Annotated in this window: 11 protein-coding genes; 10 read left to right on the top strand and 1 reads right to left on the bottom strand. The window is 66.7% G+C overall.

Features of this window, described 5'->3' with window-relative positions:
• Positions 1–40: 40 nt before the first annotated feature.
• The 10 genes from BJY22_RS09185 to BJY22_RS09230 all read left to right on the top strand — a co-directional run bounded on the left by BJY22_RS09185 (position 41) and on the right by BJY22_RS09230 (position 21,989).
• A complete protein-coding gene (locus BJY22_RS09185) occupies positions 41–1,111 on the top strand; it encodes a WD40/YVTN/BNR-like repeat-containing protein (protein WP_167205273.1) in 1,071 nt (356 codons plus the stop codon).
• 113 nt (positions 1,112–1,224) lie between these two features.
• Positions 1,225–2,040 (top strand): endonuclease/exonuclease/phosphatase family protein, encoded by an 816-nt coding sequence (locus BJY22_RS09190; protein ID WP_167205274.1) that lies wholly within the window; start codon positions 1,225–1,227, stop codon positions 2,038–2,040.
• Positions 2,041–2,284: 244 nt separating this feature from the next.
• Positions 2,285–3,736 (top strand): C40 family peptidase, encoded by a 1,452-nt coding sequence (locus BJY22_RS09195; protein WP_167205276.1) that lies wholly within the window; start codon positions 2,285–2,287, stop codon positions 3,734–3,736.
• A gap of 390 nt (positions 3,737–4,126) precedes the next feature.
• Entirely contained in the window at positions 4,127–12,982 is an 8,856-nt protein-coding gene (locus BJY22_RS09200; protein ID WP_167205278.1) for a DNRLRE domain-containing protein, read from the top strand.
• A gap of 63 nt (positions 12,983–13,045) precedes the next feature.
• Positions 13,046–13,975, top strand: a complete 930-nt coding sequence (locus tag BJY22_RS09205) for a hypothetical protein (protein WP_167205280.1) — start codon at positions 13,046–13,048, stop codon at positions 13,973–13,975.
• 216 nt (positions 13,976–14,191) lie between these two features.
• Positions 14,192–14,833, top strand: coding sequence for a hypothetical protein (locus BJY22_RS09210; RefSeq protein ID WP_167205282.1), 642 nt, complete (start codon positions 14,192–14,194; stop codon positions 14,831–14,833).
• Positions 14,834–15,098: 265 nt separating this feature from the next.
• Entirely contained in the window at positions 15,099–15,776 is a 678-nt protein-coding gene (locus BJY22_RS09215) for a TnsA-like heteromeric transposase endonuclease subunit (protein ID WP_202891045.1), read from the top strand.
• A gap of 20 nt (positions 15,777–15,796) precedes the next feature.
• Positions 15,797–17,923: a helix-turn-helix domain-containing protein gene (locus BJY22_RS09220; RefSeq protein ID WP_202891046.1), complete on the top strand. Its 2,127-nt coding sequence runs from the start codon at positions 15,797–15,799 to the stop codon at positions 17,921–17,923.
• Positions 17,923–19,008: an AAA family ATPase gene (locus tag BJY22_RS09225; protein WP_167205286.1), complete on the top strand. Its 1,086-nt coding sequence runs from the start codon at positions 17,923–17,925 to the stop codon at positions 19,006–19,008. The genes BJY22_RS09220 and BJY22_RS09225 overlap by 1 nt, the downstream gene beginning before the upstream one ends.
• Positions 19,005–21,989, top strand: a complete 2,985-nt coding sequence (locus BJY22_RS09230; protein WP_167205288.1) for a TniQ family protein — start codon at positions 19,005–19,007, stop codon at positions 21,987–21,989. The genes BJY22_RS09225 and BJY22_RS09230 overlap by 4 nt, the downstream gene beginning before the upstream one ends.
• A gap of 194 nt (positions 21,990–22,183) precedes the next feature.
• Here the strand turns inward: BJY22_RS09230 and BJY22_RS09235 are convergent, their stop codons facing one another.
• A complete protein-coding gene (locus BJY22_RS09235; RefSeq protein ID WP_167205290.1) occupies positions 22,184–22,672 on the bottom strand; it encodes an inorganic diphosphatase in 489 nt (162 codons plus the stop codon).
• Positions 22,673–22,698 lie beyond the last annotated feature (26 nt).

Genomic DNA, 22,698 nt, shown 5'->3' on the forward strand with positions numbered 1-22,698 from the left:
CCTGCTGACTACAGCCTGACCTGCGGTTAGATTGCCGCGCATGAGAATCCTGCGTGTGGCCGCCTTGGCGGCAGGAGGTCTGTTGTTGATGGGTCAGGTCGTTCCCGCCCAGGCGCACGGCGGATCGTCGTACCGGTGGGAGTTGACGCCGACCGGGACCACGGCGCAGTTCCGTGGGCTGGCGGCGGTCAGCAAGGACGTGGCCTGGGTGGGTGGGTCCCAGGGGACTGTGCTGCGCACGGTCGACGGCGGAAAACGCTGGCAGAACGTCAGTCCGAAAGGTGCGGAAACCCTGCAGTTCCGCGACGTCGAGGCGTTCGACGATCAGCGGGCCGTGGCACTGACGATCGGGAACGGCGAGGACTCCCGGATCTACCGCACCGCCGACGGCGGGAAATCCTGGACGGAAACTTTCCGGAACACGGACCCGAACGCGTTCTACGACTGCTTCGCCTTCCATGACCGCAAGCACGGGCTGGCGCTGAGCGATCCGGTGGACGGAAAGTTCCGGATCGCGGCCACGGGCGACGGCGGAAAGTCGTGGCAGGTGCAGCCGAACGACGGGATGCCGGCCGCGCTGCCCGGCGAGTTCGCCTTCGCGGCGAGCGGCACGTGCCTGGTCGCCGGTCACGGTCGTACGGCGTGGTTCGCGACCGGCGGCGGCGATCGGCCGCGGGTGTTCCGGACCGTCGACGGCGGCCGGCACTGGACGGTGGCGGACTCGCCGATGGCCAGCGGCGAGGCGGCCGGAATCTTCAGCCTCGCGTTCCGGAACGCGTTGTTCGGCGTGGCGGTCGGCGGTGACTTCACCAAGCCGACCGAGGCGGTGAACGCCGCGTCGGTCACGGAAGACGGTGGCCGTACCTGGCAGTTGGTGCCGGCCGGGAAGGCGCCGAAGGGGTACCGCAGCGGATCGCACTTCGTGCCGTGGTCGCCGTTCACCGTGGTCGCGGTCGGTCCGTCCGGGAGCGACGTGAGCTTCGACGGCGGACGCAGCTGGAAGCAGTTCTACGACGGCAGCTTCGACAGCGTCGAGTGCGCGGGCCACGGGGTCCAGGCGGGCTGCTGGGCCTCCGGCGCGAAGGGCGCCGTCGGCCGCCTCGTCCACTGAGCAGTGTCCGGGAGCTCCGCGTCACAACGCGGGGCTCCCGGGTCGTGATTCGTTCAGGTCGGCGACACTCGTTCGACCTTCACGGGTCGGCGGTTTTCCGGAAGGATGTGCGCATGCGTAAATTAATGACCGTCCTCGTGGGATTCCTGATGGTGGTGCCAACTGTTGCCGCGGCTCAGCCTGCCGACGGCGGTCTGCCGGACCGTCCGCTGACCGTGATGACCTACAACATCCACCACGGCGCGGGCACCGACGGCGTCCTCGACCTCGAGCGGATCGCCGTCCTGATCGAGCAGTCCGGGGCTGACGTGATCGGCCTGCAGGAGGTCGACCGGCACTGGTCCGAGCGGAGCAACTGGGTCGACCAGTCGGCCTGGCTCGCGAACCGGCTCGGGATGTACGCCGCGTACGCCGCCAACCTCGACCTGCCGCCGCTGAACGCGGGCGAGCCGCGTCGCCAGTACGGGACCGCTGTCCTGTCGAAGTACCCGATCCAGGACTTCAAGAACACGTTCCTGCCGCGCTACCCGGCCGGTGAGCAGCGCGGCCTGGCCGTGGCGACGATCATCGTGAAGGGCGCCGAGCTGCGGTTCGCGAACACGCACCTGACGCACAACAACAACGCCGAGCGGCTCGAGCAGGCCCAGAAGGTGGTCCAGCTGCTCGGCAAGTCGAACCCGCCGACGCTGCTGGTCGGCGATCTCAACGCGACCGCGGACGCGCCGGAGATCAAGACCATGACCTCCGTGTACGCCGACACCTGGCCCGAGGTCGGTGTCGGTCCGGGCTACACGCTCTCGGCGGACAACCCGACCAAGCGCATCGACTACCTGCTGCACAGCCGGCAGCTCCGCCCGACCGAGGCCAGCGTCCCGATGACGCAGGCCTCGGACCACCTGCCCGTGCTCGCCTCGTTCGTCCTGAGCTGAATCATTCCCGCGCAACGCCCCTCCGGCTCCGGCCGGAGGGGCGTTTTCGTGCGCCCACCTGCGGCTTCGCCGAATTACAAGCTTGTAGTTTGTCAAGCCGACACACGGGTGAAACAAAGATACTTGTGTGAAAAGTGTTCCCAATGGGGCTGTAGGCAACTAGTGTCACGTATGTGGTCCAGGAGGACCAAAAGTTCACGAACCCTGGGGAAGGGGTTCGTGACCGGCGGAAGGAACCATCCCGATGCGGACGCCCCCCAGGGCCACGTCCGGCGGGCGGGTAGCGAGTGCTGGGAAGACCGGCCGGGCAGGCAAGCTGCTGCTCTCCGGTGTGCTCGCGATCTGCTTGGCCGGTGCGATGGCCGTGCCCACGCTCCCGGCCGAGGCCGCCAAGCCGAAGCCGCCGGTGATCCCGTCCAAGGCCGCGGTCGAGCGGGCCAAGCAGGCCGCCGCCTCGAAGGCCGCCCAGGTCGCCGCGATCGAGCGGCAGCTCGCCGCCGCGGACGCCCGGCTCGAGCAGCTCGGCGTCCGGTCCGGCATCGCCGCCGAGGCGTACAACGGCGCCGTCTACCGGCTGCAGCAGGCCAAGGCCGAGGCGGCCGCCGCCGCGGCCCGGGCGGCCGAGGCGCAGAAGACGCTCACCGCCCAGCGGCAGCAGATCGGTCGCTTCGCCGCCGCGTCGTACCAGGGTGGCGGCGATGTGGCGAAGATCGCGCCGCTGTTCACGGCCGAAGGACCGCAGGACCTACTCGACTCGGCCGGTACGGCGCACTCGGTGTCGGCGGCGATGCAGGGGTCCTACCTGCGGTTCACCGCGACCCAGGTGATGACGAACCTGTTCAAGGTGCAGGCCGACCAGGCGGTCGTGAAGGTCAAGAAGGCGACCGACGAGGCCGCCAAGGCGAAGAAGGCCGCCGAGGACGCGGAGGCGGCGCAGTCCGCGGCGGTGACCGCGATCGGCGTCCAGCGCAAGCAGTCGATCGCGCAGCTCGCCACCCTGCAGAACATCTCGCTCCAGGTGGCCGACCAGCGGCAGCGCGGGCTCGAGGAGCTTGCGCGGCAACGAGCCGCCGCGATCGCCGCGAAGAAGGCCGCCGAGCTGAAGGCGCGGATCGCCGCGCGGGAGGCCGCCGAGCGGCGCCGGGAAGCGGCCGAGCGGGCCCGGGAGGCGCGCGAGGAGAAGGCGGAGCGGGCGCGCGAGGCGAAGGAACAGCGCGAGCGTGAGAAGCAGAACGACAAACAGGACAGCCGCAAGAAGAACCCGCCGAAGCGCGAGAAGCCGTCCACGCCGAGCCGCGACAACGACGGCGGCGGGAGCAAGAGCACCCGCGGCGGCGTACAGGACGTGATCGAGTTCGCGATGCGGCAGCGCGGCGACATGTATCTGTGGGGCGGGACCGGCCCGGACCGCTGGGACTGCTCCGGGCTGACCCAGGCCGCGTGGGAACAGGCCGGCGTGCAGCTGCCGCACTACAGCGTCGCGCAGTACGAGCAGATCCGGCACATCGACGAGGACGAGCTGCGGCCAGGCGACCTGATCTTCTGGTCGCTGGACCCGGACGACCCGGGCACCATCCACCACGTCGGGATGTACCTCGGCGACGGGCGGATGATCCACGCCCCGCGGAGCGGCAAGCCGGTGCAGATCGACAGCGTCTACTACTGGGAACCGCCGGACTTCTTCGGCCGTCCTTAACCCGTTGTCCCCGGTGTAGGTTCCGATTAGAGATGTCGCTTTCCAGGTGACTTGTCGTCTAGTTGTCGCTCGGAGCTGCATGCAGCCTCACCCAACGGTGGTGCGGTGGCCGTGAGAGAGTCTGACGCGGTCTGTGACCCCGAGGCTCCCGAGGCCAATGTGCCCGGATGACTTCCGATGTCTGGCTGGGCTGACGGGGCCGAAGGTGGGACTTGGGCCCGGGTTGGCTGCGCGATCGATGGCAGGTCTCCCCGTGCGCCCCCGGCGGTGCCCGATCCTCGAGGCGGCCGAACATGAGTGGCCTCATGCAACTGCGCAGCAGCCTGTTGCGTAATTGAACCCGGCGAAACCCGCGCTGAGGTGGGCCAAGCTAGCAGGCAAAGCCAGCTCGTGCCGCTAGCGCGGCGTGTCGTCTGCAGCAACATGCAGTGTGGTTGCGGGCAACCAACTCGAGCGATAGAAATTTTGTTGTCTATACCGGTGCCGCGGGGGCTGCGCTGGTTCTTCCGCCCTTCTTTCGTTGGAGTTTGGATGCGCCGCGCCCGCGTTCTGCTGACGTCTGCCCTGATCCTGTCTCTTCCGGCTTCGTTCGGAGTTCCCGCTACCGCTCTCGCGCATCCACAACAGGTTGCGCAAGGGGCTGTACAACAAGCACCGCAACAGGCACAGCGTGCGGCCGTTGGTCCGCTCGCGCCGCCTGTTCCCGCGCGGGTCGTCAACGCCTCAACGGCGACCGCGGGCGCCGCGACGGGTAAGCCGACGCGGGTGCGGGAGCTCGAGGAGCGTCGCACGGCGTCGTCGACGTCGTATCGCATGAGCGATGGCACGACGCAGGTCGAGTTGTCGACGGAGCCTGTTCATTACAAGGATTCCAAGGGCAAGTGGCAGCCCGTCGACACGAAGGTCACTGCAGGCTCGGGTGAGGATTCGTTCGAGAACGCGAAGAACAACTTCCGCACGCGGTTCGGTAAGTCGAGTGATCGCCTGTTGACGTTCGAGGCGGACGGCGACTCGATCGGTCTCGGTGCAGCGGGTGAGAAGCGGGCGTTGACGGCGCTGACGAAGGACTCGTCGGTGGCGTTCCCGGACGTGTTCGGTACTGCGGACGTTCGGTACTACGTGTCGCGCACCGGCGTGAAGGAAACCGTCGTACTCACGGCGCCCGCCGACGCGGCGGACGAGTACACGTTCGAGTTGCGGACCAGTGGTTTGACGGCGAAGGCGCAGCCGGACGGGTCGATCGGGTTCTTCAAGAAGAACGATGACGAGCGGCCGAAGTATGTGATCCCGGCGCCGAACATGTACGACTCGTCGACCCAGAACCGGCTCGGCCAGCCTGGCTACTCGGAGAAGATCACTCAGACGATCAGCCAGCAGGGCGGGAAGACGCTGCTGACGTTGAAGCCGGATCGATCGTGGCTGGCGGCGAAGGAGCGTGTTTACCCGATTTTCATTGATCCGACGATCGTGGTGGTGCCGGATCCGGCGGCGGCGCAGGACACGTCGATCTCGGAGGCGAACGCGAACACCGGCTACGGTACGAACCCGTCGGTGCTGGTCGGTGACGACTTGAGCCACAACACGTGGCGGGGTCTGTTGAAGTTCGACCTGTCGATGATCCCGAGCACGACGACGATCCGGTCGGCTGATCTGAACGTGCATTACGGGGCGGGCTTCGGCGGAGATTACAAGCTGCCGCTGTCGGCAGTGAAGGTCACTTCGGACTGGTCGGAGGCGACCGCCACCTGGGCGACGATGAACGCCGCGTGGCACGGCACGTACGCGTCCAACACGGTGATGGTGGACGATCAGGACACGTTGTCGGCGTCGTACGAAGGGTTGTGGAAGTACCAGTCCAACACGGCCGCGGTGAACGGTTCGTTCTCGTATGCGCCGACGGAGACTACGCCGGACACGTTTACGTGGAATGCCCGGGTGCCGAGCGACGGCGATTACCAGGTGCAGGGGTTCTACTTCCAGTCGTCGGTTCGCGGGAAGCTGCCGACGACGCTGGTTGGTGCGACGGCTGACGGCCAGGTGACGACGCAGACCACGACGTGGGATCAGACGGCCGGTGTTGTTGGGGGTGCGCAGTGGTACACGCTGGGCACGATCCATTCGCGTCCGGGTAACACGACGCAGGTGAAGATCACGCGGCAGCAGTCGCCTGTGGCGGCGACGATTCCGGTCGCGGATGCGATGAGGTGGACGAAGTACTCGACGGCGACCAAGCAGGTCGGCGACCGGGACGGCTGGCATTCGTACGCGATGGGCAGCTACGTGCAGTCGTGGCTGAACGGCTCGTCTCCGAACTACGGCGTGATGCTGAAGGCCGTGGATGAGAATCCGGCGACCGCGCCGGCGGGCGGTCTGTACTACAGCGCGAGCGAGGACACCTACGGTGGGGAGACGGCCGCGCGGCCGAATCTGGTGGTCACCTACGACGAGCCGGGTGTGGCGCTGAACCCGCCGTCGACGATCAACGCGTCCGGCGCAGAGCTGACATGGAGCAAGTACGTCGATCCGACGCCGGCCGATGACGACGACCTGGTGGAGTACCAGATCTTCCGTGGTTGCCGCGCTCTACCGGGGGACACCTGCACCGCGCCGGTGGGTGACTACTTCTCGAATACTGCTCCGGCGGCGCTCACGTTGGTCGGTACGGTCCGTCCGGATGTCACGTCGTTCACCGACACGACAGCGAAGCCGTCGGCTCTGAAGAGCACAGGACAGCCCGACCCGGCGACCTATAGCTATTGGGTTGTGGCTCGACTGGTGGGGGACGGCGCGTCGAACGGCAAGGCCGCGTCGAACGTGCAGACCGTCACGATGCCGCGCGAGGGCAGGATCCTGCGGTCATTCGGCGGTGATATCTCTGACACCACGCTGAGCAAGTCGCAGCCGACGACGAACTTGTCGCGCCCGGACGGTGGCGGTACGCCGAATACGCGGTATTGGGTGCAGGTTGGCAACAACCATCCGACGTACGGCGCCGAGCGTGGGGTGTTCAAGTTCGATACCGCTGCGATCAAGCAGGGCACCAAGGTCACCGACGCCCGCGTGGAGCTGTTCTCGAACTACGGTTCCGGCACCGGCCAGGCCGATTTCGATCTGTACGGGTTGACGAAAGACTTCGTCGAGACCGAGGCGACGTGGAACCAGGCGACCTCGACGATCAACTGGACAGCTGCCGGTGGTGACTATGACCCTGCCCTGCTGGGATCGGCGAGACCCAATGACAATGCACAGCGGCTGACATTCGCCTCGGCGGGCCTGCTCACGAAGTTGCAGTCCTGGGTGGACAACCCGGGTAACAACCACGGCTTGTTGCTTCGGACGCGTGTCGAGGCGCCGGATGCCGCGGGACAGCAGTTGATCAGCGTCACCAACGGCGAGTCCCCGGACACGCTGTTCCGGCCGCGACTGTGGATAGAGCACCTGGCCAGCAACGCCGCCGAGACGTACCGGGCTGATGAGATGCCGGAGCGGTTCGTTCCGGGCACGACGATCACGACGCCGGTGACGGTGACGAACACGTCGAACCAGGCATGGCCGGCTGATGCGCAGTTGTCGTATCGCTGGACCGAGCCGGACAGCACCACCGACATCACGGTGTCTGGTGACCGGAACTTCGTGCCGCTCGGGAAGGCGCTGGCGGCGGGGGAATCGGTCCGGCTGAATCTGCCGATCCGGACGCCGATCCAAGCCGACTCCGGCACGAAGCGCCTGGCGTACGACCTGTATCTGGATCTGTGGTGGTTCAATCCGGACAGGGGCACGTCGGGCGAGTATGAGTGGTTCTCCGTCACGCATCCGCCGTCGTCGAACACGATGCCGCCGTCGCAGGGCTGTGCGGTTGTGACGACCGGGTATCTGTGTGTGGACCGGTATGTGGAGGATCCGGGCTCGAACCAGTTGGGTCTGGAGAAGTTCTTGTCCTACACCGGTGAGGAGACCGGCGGCGGTTCGCAGTTGCTGACCAACCTGTACGAGGGCAACGTCGTGTGGTCGTACGACGCGTTGTCGAATCCGTCGATCGGTCCGTCGGCCTTCGTGCGGTTGGCGTACAACTCCATGGATGGCACCACCACGCGGGCCGGGTTCGGGTTCTCCGTCCAGGCGGCCACGCTGACCAGGCTGGGCAGTGACTTGTCGGTGCCGACCGGTGGCAGTGTCAGCAACCTGATGACGTTCATCGACGGTGACGGCACGACCCACACCTACAAGCTGGCCACCGAAACACCCAGCCTGCTGACCTACACCCGCCCGCCCGGCGTGGGGCTGGACCTGACTCGTGACCTGACCGCCGACGCGGATCACCAGTGGGTGTTCACGCGGCCGGACGGCACCCGGTTCTACTTCAACCAAGACACCGGACGGCAGACCTCGGTCGTGGACCGCAACGGCAACACCATGACCTACGCCTACGACACCTCCGGCCGGTTGACCACGGTGACCGACGCCAGCAACCGACAGGTCCTGACACTGGGATACGAGCCCGGAGGCACCAGGAAGCTGGTGTGGATCCGCGACATCTCTGGGCGGGCCTTGAAGTTCAACTACAACGTCTCCTCGCAGCTGATCAAGCTCGAGGACGGCGGCCAGTTCGACACCGCCACCCAGACCTTCGGGGCCGGGGCGCCGGTCAAGGCGTTCCAGTTCGCTTACACCGACACCAACAACAACGGCAACACGAAACTGATCTCGATCAAGGACCCGCGCAACCCGCAGACCGGCGCCGAGACCAAGATCGCGTACTTCACGTCGACCGAGAACTCGACCTATGCGTCGTGGCCGAAGAGCTACACCGACCGCCGCAACAACAACACGACCTTCTCCTACGCCGACCCGGACGGCTCGGCCGCGCAGGACCTCGTCGCCACAGTCACCGACGTCAACGGATCCACCCCGTCGGTGACGACGTACCGGATGGACGGCTACGGCCGCACCACCAGCATCCTGGACGCGAACCAGAACGCAACCGGCGGCACCAAGGCCACCCTGCTCGCCTGGGACAACGACCACAACGTCATCAGGCTCCAAGAACCCAACGGCGCGGTCTCGACCTGGGAGTACGACCCCAAGACCGGGTATCCGCTGATCGTGCGGGACGCGATGGCGGTCAAGAACGGCCTGCCGGGCGTCGTGCTGACCTACCAGACGCTGACCACCGGAGCGAAGCCGACGGTGCTGCTGTCGAAGAAGAGCGCCGCCGGCCGCACGGACACGTTCACCTATGACGCGAACGGCAACGTCAAGACGGTGAAGAACGGCCGCGGCTACGGCCCGACCTACACCTATAACACGAACGGGACCCTGGCCACGGCCACCGACGCGCGCGGTAACGCGACCCAGTACGGGGCCGACTCCAACTACCACGCCAGCGGATACCCGCTGTCGATCACCGATCCCGAGCTCGCCAAGACCGAGTTCACCTACGACGACCGCGGCAACGTGGTCCAGGTGAAGGACGCGTTGCTGCGGTTGACGACGGCGGAGTACGACGCGTTCGGCCGCCCGACCAAGGTCAGCGAACCGTACGACGGGACTGTCGTGCGGACGACGGCGACCGACTACGACCTGAACGACAACGTCACCAAGGAGACGCCGGCGAACGGTGCGCAGTCGCTGTCGACGTACGACGCCGCCGACAATCTGCTGACGAAGACGCTGCCGGATAACAACACCACGGGACGGCAGCTCGCCTACACCTACGACGTGCTCGGCCGCAAGATCACCGAGACCGCGCCGAAGGGCGTCGCGACCACGACCGACCCGAACGACTTCGTCACCAAGTACACCTACGACCGGATCGGCCAGGTCCTCAAGGTCGAGACCCCGTTCATCGACAGCACCGGGGCGACGCAGACTCCGACCACGACCTATGAGTACGACGAGGTGGGCAACCAGACGACGGTGATCGACCCGTTGCGCAACGCCTCGCCGGCCACTGACTACACGTCCAAGACGGTCTACGACCTGAACCACCGCCCAACTGCCGTCACCGACGCGGCCGGTTACACGAGCAAGAAGGTGTACGACGCGGACGGGCTCGTGACGTCGGAGATCAACCAGACCGGTCACACGAAGACGACCAAATACGACGAAGCCGGCCAGCCGATCGAGGTCAGCGTTCCGCACACGCCGATCGGTGGACACCAGGAGCAGCGGGTCACCAAGACGATGTACGACGAGGTCGGCAACGTCACCCGAGTGACGCGCCCGACCAACGCCGACCGGCCGACGCCGCTGTACTCCGAGACCGTCTATGACAAGAACAACCGGCCGATCCAGAAGAAGTCGGCGTTCGACACCACCTCCACGTTGTACAAGACGCCGTCGTCCACCTTCTTCCAGTATTACCCGACCGGTGAGATCAAGGCACAGTCCGAACCGACGTTCGGGAGCTCCGGTAGCCAGTGGACGAACTTCACCTACTACGGCTCCGGTGACATCAAGACGTCCACGGATCCATGGCAGATCACCACGACCTATGGCTACAACCCGCTGGGTCAGCAGACCGACCGCACGCTGACCGTGCCGGGCGACGACGCCAAACGCACCCAAGCCCGGGGCTACTACCCCGACGGCGCGCTGCAGTCCCGGTCTGACACGGCCGCGCAGCAGCCGGTCGACATCGTCGACAACGCCGACAGCTGGCAAACCAGCTCGACAGGCGCGTGGACACCTGTCAGTGGTGGCACCAACACACAAGGCGCCAACTACTTGACCCACGCCGCGACGACAGGCTCGACCGACACGTTCAACTGGCGGGTGCTGCCGGATGTTGCGGGCTCGTTCGACGTCTACGCCTCCTGCCCGGTCCGCACCGACGCGACGACGGCGGCGACGTACACGATCAATCACTCCACTGGCGCCGCGACCAAGACCGTGGACCAGAAGGCCTGCACCGCGGCCACGCCGTGGGTCAGCCTGGGCAACTACTCGTTCCCGAACGGCGTGGCCAAAGCCATCACCTTGGCGCCCTCGGCAACGGGTGTGGTGTCCGCGGACGCGATCAAGCTGGTCTCGACCAGCCCGGTCGACAGCCGTTCCTTCACCTACAGCTACGACGCCAACGGCACGCAGACCGAGGTCAAGGACAACAACCCCAACGCCGCAACCGACACCTACAAGGTGACCACTGACGGTCTGGCCCGCACTACGAAGGTCGAGGAGCTCAAGGGCGCAACGACCAAGGCGACCACCGACTACACCTACGACCTCGACTCCAACGTGCTGTCGACCAACGCGCAGCGTCCGGCGGACGCGAACACCGTCGGCGTGACCCGCTACACCGCCTACACGTGGGATGTCCGGAACCTTGTCGACACGGTCAAGGCCGGCTCGACATCGACGAGCACGGATACCTGGTCCTACACGTACGACCCCCGCGGCCTGCGCTCGACAATCACGAAGCCGAACGGCAACGTGGCGACGTTCACGTATCACGAGGACGGATTGCAGCGGATCCTGACCGAGAAGACCAGCGGCGGCCAGCTCGTCTCCTCACACTCGCTGAAATACAACCCCGACGGCGACCGCTCCCTGGACGTCGAGAAGGTTCTGCAGGCCAACTCGTCGCTGTATCTGGACCAGGCCTCGGCCTACGCCTACACCCCGGCACGGCAGCTCGCCGCGGTCACGAAGACCGGTGTCGACAAGGGTGACAACGAGGTCTACGAGTACGACGCGGCCGGCAACACCACGAAGCAGACCATCGGCGCCACCACGTCGACGATGACGTACGACCGTAGCCGCCTCATCAAGACGGTCACCGGGGGGACCACGTTCAACTACCGCTACGACCCGTTCGGCCGCTCCACGACCGTGGACGTCGGCGCCCAGGTGGTGGAGCAGAACGCCTACGACGGCTACGACCGCCTGGTCCGCCAGCAGAAGTTCGATTCGACCGGTACCCCGACGTTCACGAGGAACCAGACCTACGACCCGTTCGACCGCGTGGTCAACCAGTCCGAAAAGGTCGGCACGAACGCCTCGATCACCACCCGGTACACGTTCGTCGGTCTGGCGAACCAGGTCACGGCCGAGGAACAGAAGGACAGCACCGGCACGTGGAAGACCTCCAAGTCCTACGCCTACGGGGCGTCCGGGGAGAACCTGTCGCTGGTCGACTCGCCGGTCAGTGGTAGTACCTCGAAGAAGTCCTTCTACGGAACCAACCCGCACGGCGACGTCGAATCCCTCACCGACGCCTCCACCGGCACGACGACCTCGACGTACCGGTACACCGCCTACGGCCAACCGGACAAGAAGGGCACCACAGGCGACGACGTGATCTGGGACGACCCAGCCAAGGACGCAGATATCGTCAACCCGTACCGGTTCAACAGCAAGCGCTTCGACGGTGCCACCGGCACCTACGACATGGGGTTCCGCGAATACAACCCCGGCCTGAACCGGTATCTGTCGCGCGACTACTACGACGGCGCGCTGCAGGACCTCGCTCTCGGCACGGATCCCTGGAACACCAACCGCTACGCGTTCGCCGGCGGCAACCCCATCACCGGCGTCGAGATTGATGGCCATTACGCGATCGACGAGGACGGGAACCCGCTCAAGCCTCTGAATCCTCATGAAGCAGTCGTTCTGACGGTGGCGAAAGAGGTTGAGGCGGTCGCCAAGGCCAGTGGCTGGAAGGGCGAGGTGACCATGGATCTGGGCAAAGGCGGCGGCAGCGAGAACACCATTGCCGGCGCGGCGCGGGATGGGAGTGGGAAGCCCGGCCGCGCGGACGTCATCTTCTGGGGAGAAAAGACCATCTACGTCTGGGAGGTGAAGTTCACCGGGACAAAGACGGACAAGCGAGAGCGCGAAATGGCGCCCGGTCAGATAGATCGCTACATGACGCAGTTGCGGCTCGATCCGAGGGCGAAAGGCAAGACCGTCGATTTTGGACCGCCGCTGTCGACGATCCGGAAAATCCCGTCCGCTATCGGACCGGTAGACAAATGGTCCGAACGGAGCAAGCCCGCCTTCCGCGGCGTTGTGTTCTGGGCACCGAGCAAGCCCGACCCTGCCCGCAAACCTGCACCGCAGCCGGCGGTCCGGCCGGTCGTGGTACCCAATCTGAACAGCTTTGTGGTCGAACCCCATGAATGGACCACCACAGACTGGATCATCACCGCGGCCGCAGGGGTCGCTCTTGGAGCGGCCACGGGCGGAGTAGGACCGGCTGTAGGAGCGGCAGCGGGCGGGGCGATGGTTCCGGCGTTCGGATGGTAACGGCAACCATGGGCGCCTCGCGCCTGTAGCGTGGGCAAACAAGGACGTAGAGAGGATGGTTTCGTGACGAAGGCAGTCGCGCCCGAGGACTGGCCCTGCGTGTCGATGGCGGCGATCGTCGACACCGACGGGTTGGATGATGGTCAGTATCTGGAAGCTGTCCGGGTCTGGATCGAGGCCACGTCGCAGGTCCTGGCCGGCGACCTGTTTGGCCGGTATGCCGCCGGCGATGAGATGGTCACCGCCAATACCTACGTGGATTGGGGCGGGGGCGCGGACATCGATCACGCGCCTTTCAGCCCGGCCCGCGTCGCTCAGGTCCTTGATCAATGTGCTGATCGGGGCCGGCCGGAGTTGATTCTGCTCGCGGCAGAGGAGGAGTCGGACAACGGATTCCTAGTTCCGGGTGCGCCTGGCGAGTCCTTCTCTGCGCGCCTGGAGGTGAAGACCTCGGCTGAGATGCCGGGAGTCGTGTCATTTAGCGCTGTCGCTACCTACTGGTCACCGGACGAGCGCATGCCCGTTCCCGTCCAGGAGCGCTGGCTGGACGTGTGCGCACGGTTCTGTGAGGATCTGCCACTGACCTTCGGGAGCATCTCCAGCGGAGACGGGGTCCGCGGTGTGACCGCGCTGGACAGGGCTTTGGGGCGCGGTGAGTCGGAGTCGGTCCGGGCGAGTTTGTCGGTGCTGCGGGGATACTCGTGGGTCACTATGTGTCCGCCGCCGATCGTGGAACGCCTCGGCGGGGTCACGAAACTCGAGGAATCGAAGCGCTTTTGGAGACTGCGACCTCTGGCGTCCGGCGCTGTTTGGGCGCAGGCCACCGAGCGGCTCGATGACTACAAGGGCGCCGTGATCGAGGGAGTGTTCAGAGTGTTTGCTCCTGTCCTTCCGGCTGGCCTGGTCGAACCGATCTGGGGCGACAGTTGGCCGACCCTCGTCCACGCCGACGCGTCGCAGTACCGCGATGACGGACCCGAGGGGTGGTCGTAGTGGTTCACCCGGAGCCGAGACATGAGTGGCTCCGGGCGGGCCCCTGACCCACGATGAGCAGTCCGCCCGAGTGCCAGGCTGTCGGCTCGACGGTGCCGGACCATGGAACGGGTGCAATGAGCTTCTGGCCACGCATACCCGGTCGAGCTACCGCCCCCTGGCTACCCCCGCAGGTCGCCCAGCTTTGGCTGCTCACGATGAACTGAGCGGAGCGCCATGACGACCGAACTGCCCATCCCTGGCCGAGGCATGGGGTTCTTCAAGGCCAACGTCGCGGTCACCGCTCAGGCGTTAGAGCGGTGGCGACGATCGCACGCGTGGTTCGCGAAGCGGCCACCCGGCCTTGTCGTGCAGAAGTTGGAAGGCCCGCTGTCGTCCGGGATCGAACGGCTGCTTCCGTTCGGTCCCGGACGGGACCGGGAACTTCTGTGGGACTGTGGCAACGGGGACTGGACGGCGTACTTCGACGACATGCCCGCATCCGATGCAGTGACTGCGGTGAGTGGTCTGTGCATGATGGCCGGCTTCGAGGGCGTCGTCCTCGTCGACAGCACGTCGGAGTGGGACGGTAACCGGGATCTTCAATTCGTCGTTCACAAGGGCGCGGACACGATCCGGGCGTTGGAATCGACCTGGGAGGGGCGTCGAACGTTCGAGACCTATGGCGATCCGCTGCCGTTCGAGGAGACCGAGCGCTATGCGCGACGTCTGAAGCGTGAACGTCTCACCTCAGAAATGCTTGAAAGGTACTGTGCACATTTGGGCCTCTTCCCGTACGACCCGTCGTTCTACGGTCAGTCGGGGTACCTCTCGAGCGACGTGAGAACCGAGTTTCAAAAGCAGTCATTCCAGTTCTGACGTGGCTGCGCTGGTCTTCGGAGGCTCGCCGAGGGCGTTGTTGTTCCCCGTTGGCAGTGCGCCACGTCGCTGGGGTTGGTCAACGCGACTCGCTGCGGACACGGGCTGGTGCAGGCAGATGGAGTTGAAGGTTGTTGTTGGTCGTCGCCAGGATGCCTGTGTTTGGTTCGCGACGCAGGGAGTTCGGATGGTGCGGCGTTCAGCTCATGGGACTACGGCTGATGATCGACCGGTCCAGGCTTGCTATAGGCAGGCGGATGGGCGGTTGGTCGAGACGGGTTTGGATCGGTTGATCGTCGGTGAGGTGCTGGCTGGGCTGCCGGTGCGTGAGTTCCGCTGGTATCGCGGGCAGAGGCACTATTCGGGCTGGTATTGGGCGGCCACGACGGGTCGTCTGGTGGCGTACGAGAGCCGTCTGGAATTGGCGCGGATCCTGTTGGCCGATTTCGACGGCAGTGTGGTGGGGTTGGCTTCGCAGCCGCTTTGGTTGACAGGTCCGGACGGAGACAGGACGAGGCGCCATGTGCCTGATCTTCTGCTGTTGCATGCCGATGGCCTGGTCACGGTCGTCGACGTGAAGGCGGCTTCGCGGATGGACGACCCGAGGGTGATGGCGCAGTTTGCGTGGACGCGCCAGGTATGCGCGGTGCGCGGCTGGGCGTACGAGACGTGGTTAGGCGCTGATCCCGCGCTGCTGGAGAACGTCCGATTCTTGGCCGGTTACCGGCGGCCGCATCTGGTGCGGACCGCGCTGGAGCCGCAGGTGCTGGCCGCGGCCAGGCACCAGTCGACGATCGGCGGGATCGAGGCCGCACTGGCTGGAGTGGACGCGAGCGATGTGGTTCGGCCTGTGGTGCTGCATCTGGTGTGGACGGGCCGCTTGACGGTGGACTTGAGCCGCCCGCTGAGCGCGGCCACGACGGTGCGGGTGGCGGCGTCGTGAGCGGGCAGACGGTGCGGACGGTGAGGATCTACCCCGGCGGACGCCTGCTGCTGTCCGGTGACGTGGTGGAAGTCGTCGAGCTTGACGGGCTTGGCGTGACGGTTCGCAACGAGCGGACCGGTGAGTTCACCGCATTGCAGCTCGGTCGGCTGGTCGCCGCTGCGAAGTCGCTGGAAGCGGGCAGCTCTGGCGGCGGCACTGGTGATGGAATCGGTGGCGGTGATGCGGGCTTGGCGATGGCCGGGTTGCCGCCGGTGCAGCTGGCACAGCTGCGGGAGCGGGCCGGGCACGTGCGTGAGGTGTTGAGCGGCTTCCGGGCCGGTCATGCGGGTGGCGCGGAAGCGGGCGAGCCACGTCCAGGATTCGGCCCGGATCTGCGGTTGAAGGACCGGATCGCAGCGAAGGCAGCCGAGCTGAACGTGTCGACGCGCACCGTCGACCGATGGGTGGCAGCCTACCGCGCCAGTGGCGAGGCCGGTTTGCTCGACGCGCGTTTGGTCAAAGGTCGCGTCTCCCGGGTGGATCCGCGCTGGGATGCGGCAGTTCGCCAGGTGGTGGCTGAGTCGGTGAACGCGTCGACCCCGACGAGGTCGGCGTTGCTGCGCAGGGTCACTCTGCGGCTGGCCGAGGATCATGGCGAGGGTGTGGTGCAGGAGCCGTCGCGCAGTACGGCGTATGAGCGGTTGAACGAGCTGACCAAGGGCACAAACGCGGTGTCCGGGAGCGCGAAGGCGCGCCGGTCGATCGCCGCGAGACCTCAGGGTGTGTATGGGCGGCTGCGCGCGATCCGGCCGGGTGAGTATGTGGTGCTGGATACCCAGGACCTGGACATCTACGCGATGGAGCCGGTGACCTGTCGCTGGGTTCCGATCCAGCTGACCGTCGCCCAGGATCTGTTCTCCCGCTGTGTGGTCGGGCTGCGGGTCACACCGGTATCGACCAAGGCCGTCGACGTCGCCGGCGTGTTGTTCGAGGCAGTCTGCCCACCGGTCGACGACGCCGCTCCTGAGTCACGGCGGCCACCGCTGGCGCCTTATCACGGGCTGTGGGACGAGGTCGTGTTCACCGAGGACGACCTGCGGCCCGGTGGCGGGCTGTGTCCGCCAGAGACCCTGGTGATCGACCACGGCAAGGCGTTCATGTCCGCGCAGGTGATCAGTGTCTGCACACGGCTGGGCATGTCGATCCAGCCCGCCCAGCCGAAGAAGCCGACGGACAAGCCGACGGTGGAGCGGTTCTTCCGGACGTTGCGCGAGGGCCTGATCCAGCACCTGCCTGCCTACAAGGGTGCGGATGTCCACAGCCGCGGCGAGGGGATCGAGGAGCAGGCGTTCTACTACGTGCACGAGGTCGAGCAGATCATCCGCGAATGGGTCAGCGAGGTCTACCATCGCAGCCGCCATGACGGCCTGGTCGTTGCGCAGTGGCCGCAGCTGGAGCTGTCCCCGCTGGAGATGCTGCGCATCGGCATCGCCAAGACCGGCCAGTTGCGGATGCCGGCCTGGCCGGAGTTGGCATTCGAGTTCTTGGCCGTCAAGCCACGCACCATCCAGCACTACGGCGTCGAGGTCGACGGACTGCGCTACAACGGCGCCGTCCTGGACGGCTACCGCAACGCCACCAGCCCTTACGGCGGCGCGTTCGCCGGGCGGTGGCCGATCCGGGTCAACCCCGACGACGTACGGTTCGTCTACTTCCAAGACCCGACCGATGATTCCTGGCATCGGCTCGCGTGGGAACACGCGCCCGCGTTGTCGATGCCGTTCAGCGCCGATGCCGCCGCCTACGCGAGGAGGCTGGCCGCCCGTCAAGGCCGCCACATCGACACCGCGCAAGCGCTAGCTGACCTGCTGGGTCGCTGGGAGCAGGGCATGGTCACCGATCGGCGCGAACGCCGCATCGCGGCCCGCCTGTCGGCCGAACGCGCTGCACTGACCCTGCCGGTCTTGCCCGAACAAGACGCCAGACCAACCCCACCTGCCATGTCAGAAGGGCTGGCGGATTTGGCAGAGGTGGAGGCGTCGCCGCTGCGGCTGGTGCCGGATCCGCTGGCCGGCGACGGTGATGACGAAGATGAGATCTTCGACGCGCCAGATGACGCGCCTGGTGACGACTTCTACGCTGACGCGTTCGAGGTGATCGACTGATGTCGACCCAGCAGTTCAGCCTGTCCCGCAAGGAAGGATGGCGCCGATTCGTTGACGCTCCACCGAGGCCGCGCCCAGACGCCTTGGCCCGTGCTCAGCTGAATGCGCTGACCAGCGAGGCGGCAGACGACTACAACGAGAGCCGTCACGATTGGCACGCGAACTTCGGCATCGTCGCAACCCCGCAGTTGTCGGCGATCCACGACGAACTGGACCAGATCGTGGCCAGCAACCGCCAAGACGGCGACCGGATCCGCTCGGCCGCGGTCATCGACGCCCTGCCCGGGCTGGGCAAGACCACTATCGCGAACCTGTTCGGCCGGGCGTTCGACCGCGCCCAGATCCGCCGCCACAGCCCGGTCACCGACGCCGGCCACGAACGCATCCCTGTGTTCCGCGTCGGCCTGACATCCAACACCACGCTGCGGACGCTGAACCGGATGATCTGCGAGTTCTACGGCCACCCGGCCACCGACCGCGCCAACGCCGCCGCTCTGGCCAGCCACGCCCTGGATTGCGTGCTGTCGTGCCAGACCCAGCTGGGCATCATCGACGACGTCCACTTCATCGACCTGGACCGCCGCGACGGCCTCGCGGTGTCGAACCACCTCAAGTGGCTGGCCAACGAGCTCCCGGTCACCTTTGTTTACGTCGGTGTCGGCCTGGCCGAACGACGGTTCTTCGCTGACGGCCTCACCGGAAAGAACGTTGTGCTCGCTCAGACCGCGCGACGTTGGACCCGGCTCGGCGTTGACCCGTTCCGGTTCGACACCGACCAAGGGCGCCGCCACTGGACGAGCCTGGTCAAGGCCACCGAGCGCCAACTGGTGCTGACTGACCACCGGCCTGGGATGCTGGTCGACGTCGCCGACTACCTGTTCGAACGCACGACCGGCCACATCGGCTCCTACTTCACTCTCCTCGTCCGCGGCTGCTACCGCGCGATCCGCACCGGCACCGAGGCCCTGACCCGCGACCTGCTCGACGGTGTCCGGCTCGACGAGGCCTCTGAACAAGCACGGAAGCAGCTCGCCGCCGCACTCGCCCACCGCAACCGCAGCGCCGCGTCGGAAGCGGTGTCGTGACCAAGCCGCTGATGGCCCGGGTGCTGCCGATCCGTGTCCCGGTGCTGCCCGGTGAAAGCCTGGACAGCTGGCTGGAAGCCCTTGCCCGACGCAACGGGCTCACGCTCACCGCGTTCCTGCGAGTGCTCGGCATTACTCCCGGCTACTACACCCGTCAACTCGTCACCGACCTGCCGCCCGAGCTGGTGCGAAGGCTCGAGGCATGCACCGCGACACCGGCTGGACGCCTCGACCAGGCCGTTGTGGCTCCGCGCTTTCCGTTCGAACCCAACCGGGAACGCAACTGCCGGTTCTGCCCCCAATGCCTGACCGAACACGACAGGCGCTGGCAGCTGAGCTGGTGGCTGCCCTGGGTCTTCGCCTGCACCACCCACCACGCGCTGCTCCACGACACCTGCCCCAACTGTCACGCCGGACTCCGCACCAGCCTGCCCAGCCGCACCCACCAGCACTCGACAGCCACCTGCCTCCGGCGCATCGCGGCCAGCTCAGGCACCACGGGCGCGACGCGGGTCTGTGGCGCCGACCTCGCCGCCGCCGAGGCGCTCACCCTCGGCCCCAGGCATCCGCTTGTGGCAACTCAGCAGTGGATCGAGGAACTCCTCGACCAACCCGACCCCGTCGAAGCCCACGCCGTCCTGGCCGACCTGAACGCCTGTACCCGCTGGCTGCTCCGTACCATCGACCACCTCGACCTCGTCCAGATGGGAGACCTCGCCACCAACGCCTGGCGCGACAGTCTCAGCGAGCTCGTCACCCCGTCCGGACGGCTGCGGCCATACACCGCCGTCGTCCGCGGCGTCGTCGCCCACACCGCCCGAGCCTTCTTGGATGTCGACGACAACCGCGACGCGATCGCGGCAGTCCGGGAGCTGCGCGGCCGGCGCCCAAACTCGACCAACGCCATCCCCGGCGGCATGGCCCAGGCGGAGTGGGACCAGCTTTCGCCACGCACCCGGCGCCGGTTCCTGCACGCCGCAGATCCGGTGATGCGCCCGATCGAGCGCGTCCGGCTCTGCTCCGGCACACCCCGTGCTGCTCAACCCGACTCCGCGGCACAGAACGCCACGCGGCGTGTCCGACGCGTTCCCCAACTGTTTTGGTCTGGCTGGACCGTTCGGCTGATGCCCCGGCACGGCATCCAGGAGGGCCTCTTCCGGGGCGTTGCGGCAGCACTCCTCCTGGTCCCGGGAGAACCCACGCTGAACGCGCGAGGCATCACCGACCGGTTGCATCCCTACCTTCCCAACGCCCTCGCTGGCACGCTGCGACTGGCCATCGCAGGCGGCCACGACGACGTATTGACCGCGATCTGCAATCTGGCCCACTACCTCGACACGAACCCCGTCCCGATCGACTACCAGCGGCGCCGCGACCTCGTCCCCGCCGAGCCCATCACGCTGCAGGCCTGGCGACAACTGTGCTTCGCCACCGGCACACAACCAGGCGAACGAGCGGTCGGCCCCAACCAAACACCCCGGTTCGTCCAGGCCCAGCGCTACCTCCACCAGCTCCTGACCGGCTCAGACCTCGCCGACCCCACGCACCCGCTGGCCTGGAAGAACCCCTCTGATCGAGGCCGCTACCAAGCCTTCCTGCCGTCGCTGACCCTCGACCAGCGCGACGCTCTAAACGACAACGGCCGTCGCGTCCTGGAGGAGCTCGGCATCGACGAACCGCTCACCTGGGAGCCACCCGCCGAATGCGCAGTCGGTCTCGCGCTCCCCGGGCCTGACCCCGCCGACATCGACCTGGACGCGGTCCGCCGGATCGTGTTCGACGAACAACGCCCGGCCAGCGCTGCCGCACGCGAACTCGGCACGACCCTCACTCACGTCCGGTACGCCCTCCAGCACACCGGGGCCCCTGCCCGAGACTGGACCGCAGGCAGCTCCCCGCTCACCGCCTGGCGGCGCCGTCAACGTGCCGCGGCCCTGCTCACCAGCGACTTCCTCCAGCGCGAATACACCGACGGCGGCAAGACCTTCACCCAGATCGCGGGAGAACTCGACATCCCCCGCGGCCTCGTCCTCGAGTACGCCCGAGCACACGGCATCACGATCCACCGCACCCGGCGCCCGATCCCGATCGATGACGCGTGGCTGCGCGACCAGTACCTCACCCACAAGCGCTCCACCGCCAGCATCGCCACCGAACTCGGCACCAACGACGGGACCATCCGCCGCCGCCTGCAGCGGCTCGGCATCCCGCTGCGGCCCGCCGGCGTCCACAGCCGCCAGGCCATGACCATCACCCTCGACCGGCGCGTTCCGCGCGACGTCCGTGCCGCAGCCCAGGGCAACCTTCATGGCTGGCTGCGGCTCCACCGCTTCCAGATCGCCATGGCCTTCCCCTCCCTGGAAACCGCAGCGACCTACCTGAACACCCACCAAGGCGCCCTGGTCAGGCAGTTCCAGCGCCTCGAACGCGACATCGGCGCACCCCTGTTCCACCGCGGCGTCTTCGGCAAACCGCACCGGCCCACTCCTCGCGGAAACAGACTGCTCCAACACCTCGACACCGGCCACGTCAAGACCCAGCTGCACGCCGCCCTCAGCGCCCAACTCGTGCCCATGCCCGACCCGGCCACAATCGCCGCCGCGACGAGCACCGCCGCCACCCGCCGGCCACCCAGCCCGCCACGGCCCTACACCGGCATCAACGTCCAACGCATCCGGATCCGGCCAGAGACCCTGACCCTCCTACAGGATCTCATCAGCCATGCTGAAGACGACATCTACGCTGCACAGGTCAGCGCACGGACCGGACTCAACCCCGGCAGCGTCTCCACACGACTGCGCCAACTCGAGCACGCCGGCTGGCTCACCAGCCGACTCGAAGACGACATCAGCTGGCTCAACCGCGCGCCCGCCGGACGCGGTCCAGGCCGCCGCCGCACCTACTACACCCTCACCAGCGAAGGACGCCGAGCCGCCATCCACGAACTCCAAACCCGTACACCGGCGAAGGCACCCACATGAACCAGCCTCGACCACCCCGAAGAACACGACAGACCAACCGGACAGAACCCATGACAAACCATCCGGACAACAAGCAGGTCTCCCGCCTCGCGCGGCTCACCAGCCGACAAGAAGGATCGGAACCTACACCCGGCAACAATGCCCTGTTGCCGGGGACTCCGCCGTACCGCGGCTGGCGGAGCTTCAGGGTGGGGTCAGTGGCCTTCGGTCTTGAGGCGCTTGAAGGAGGCGGTGATCTCGGCCTCGGCGTCGGTGCGCCCGACCCAGGTGGCGCCCTCGACGGACTTGCCCGGCTCGAGGTCCTTGTAGACCTCGAAGAAGTGCTGGATCTCGAGCCGGTCGAACTCCGGCACGTGGTGGATGTCGCGCAGGTGCTCCTGGCGCGGGTCGCCGGCCGGGACGCACAGCACCTTGTCGTCCGGGCCCTTCTCGTCGGTCATCCGGAACATGCCGATCGCGCGGGCGCGGATCAGGCAGCCGGGGAACGTCGGCTCCGGCAGCAGCACGAGCGCATCCAGCGGGTCGCCGTCCTGACCGAGGGTGTCCTCGATGAACCCGTAGTCGGACGGATACTGGGTGGCCGTGAACAGCGTCCGGTCCAGCCGCAGACGGTTCGTCTTGTGGTCCAGCTCGTACTTGTTCCGGGTGCCCTTGGGGATCTCGATGAAGACGTCGAACTCCATACGGCAGATACTGTCACGGTTCCGAC

Source organism: Kribbella shirazensis (assembly GCF_011761605.1).
Lineage (GTDB): Bacteria > Actinomycetota > Actinomycetes > Propionibacteriales > Kribbellaceae > Kribbella > Kribbella shirazensis.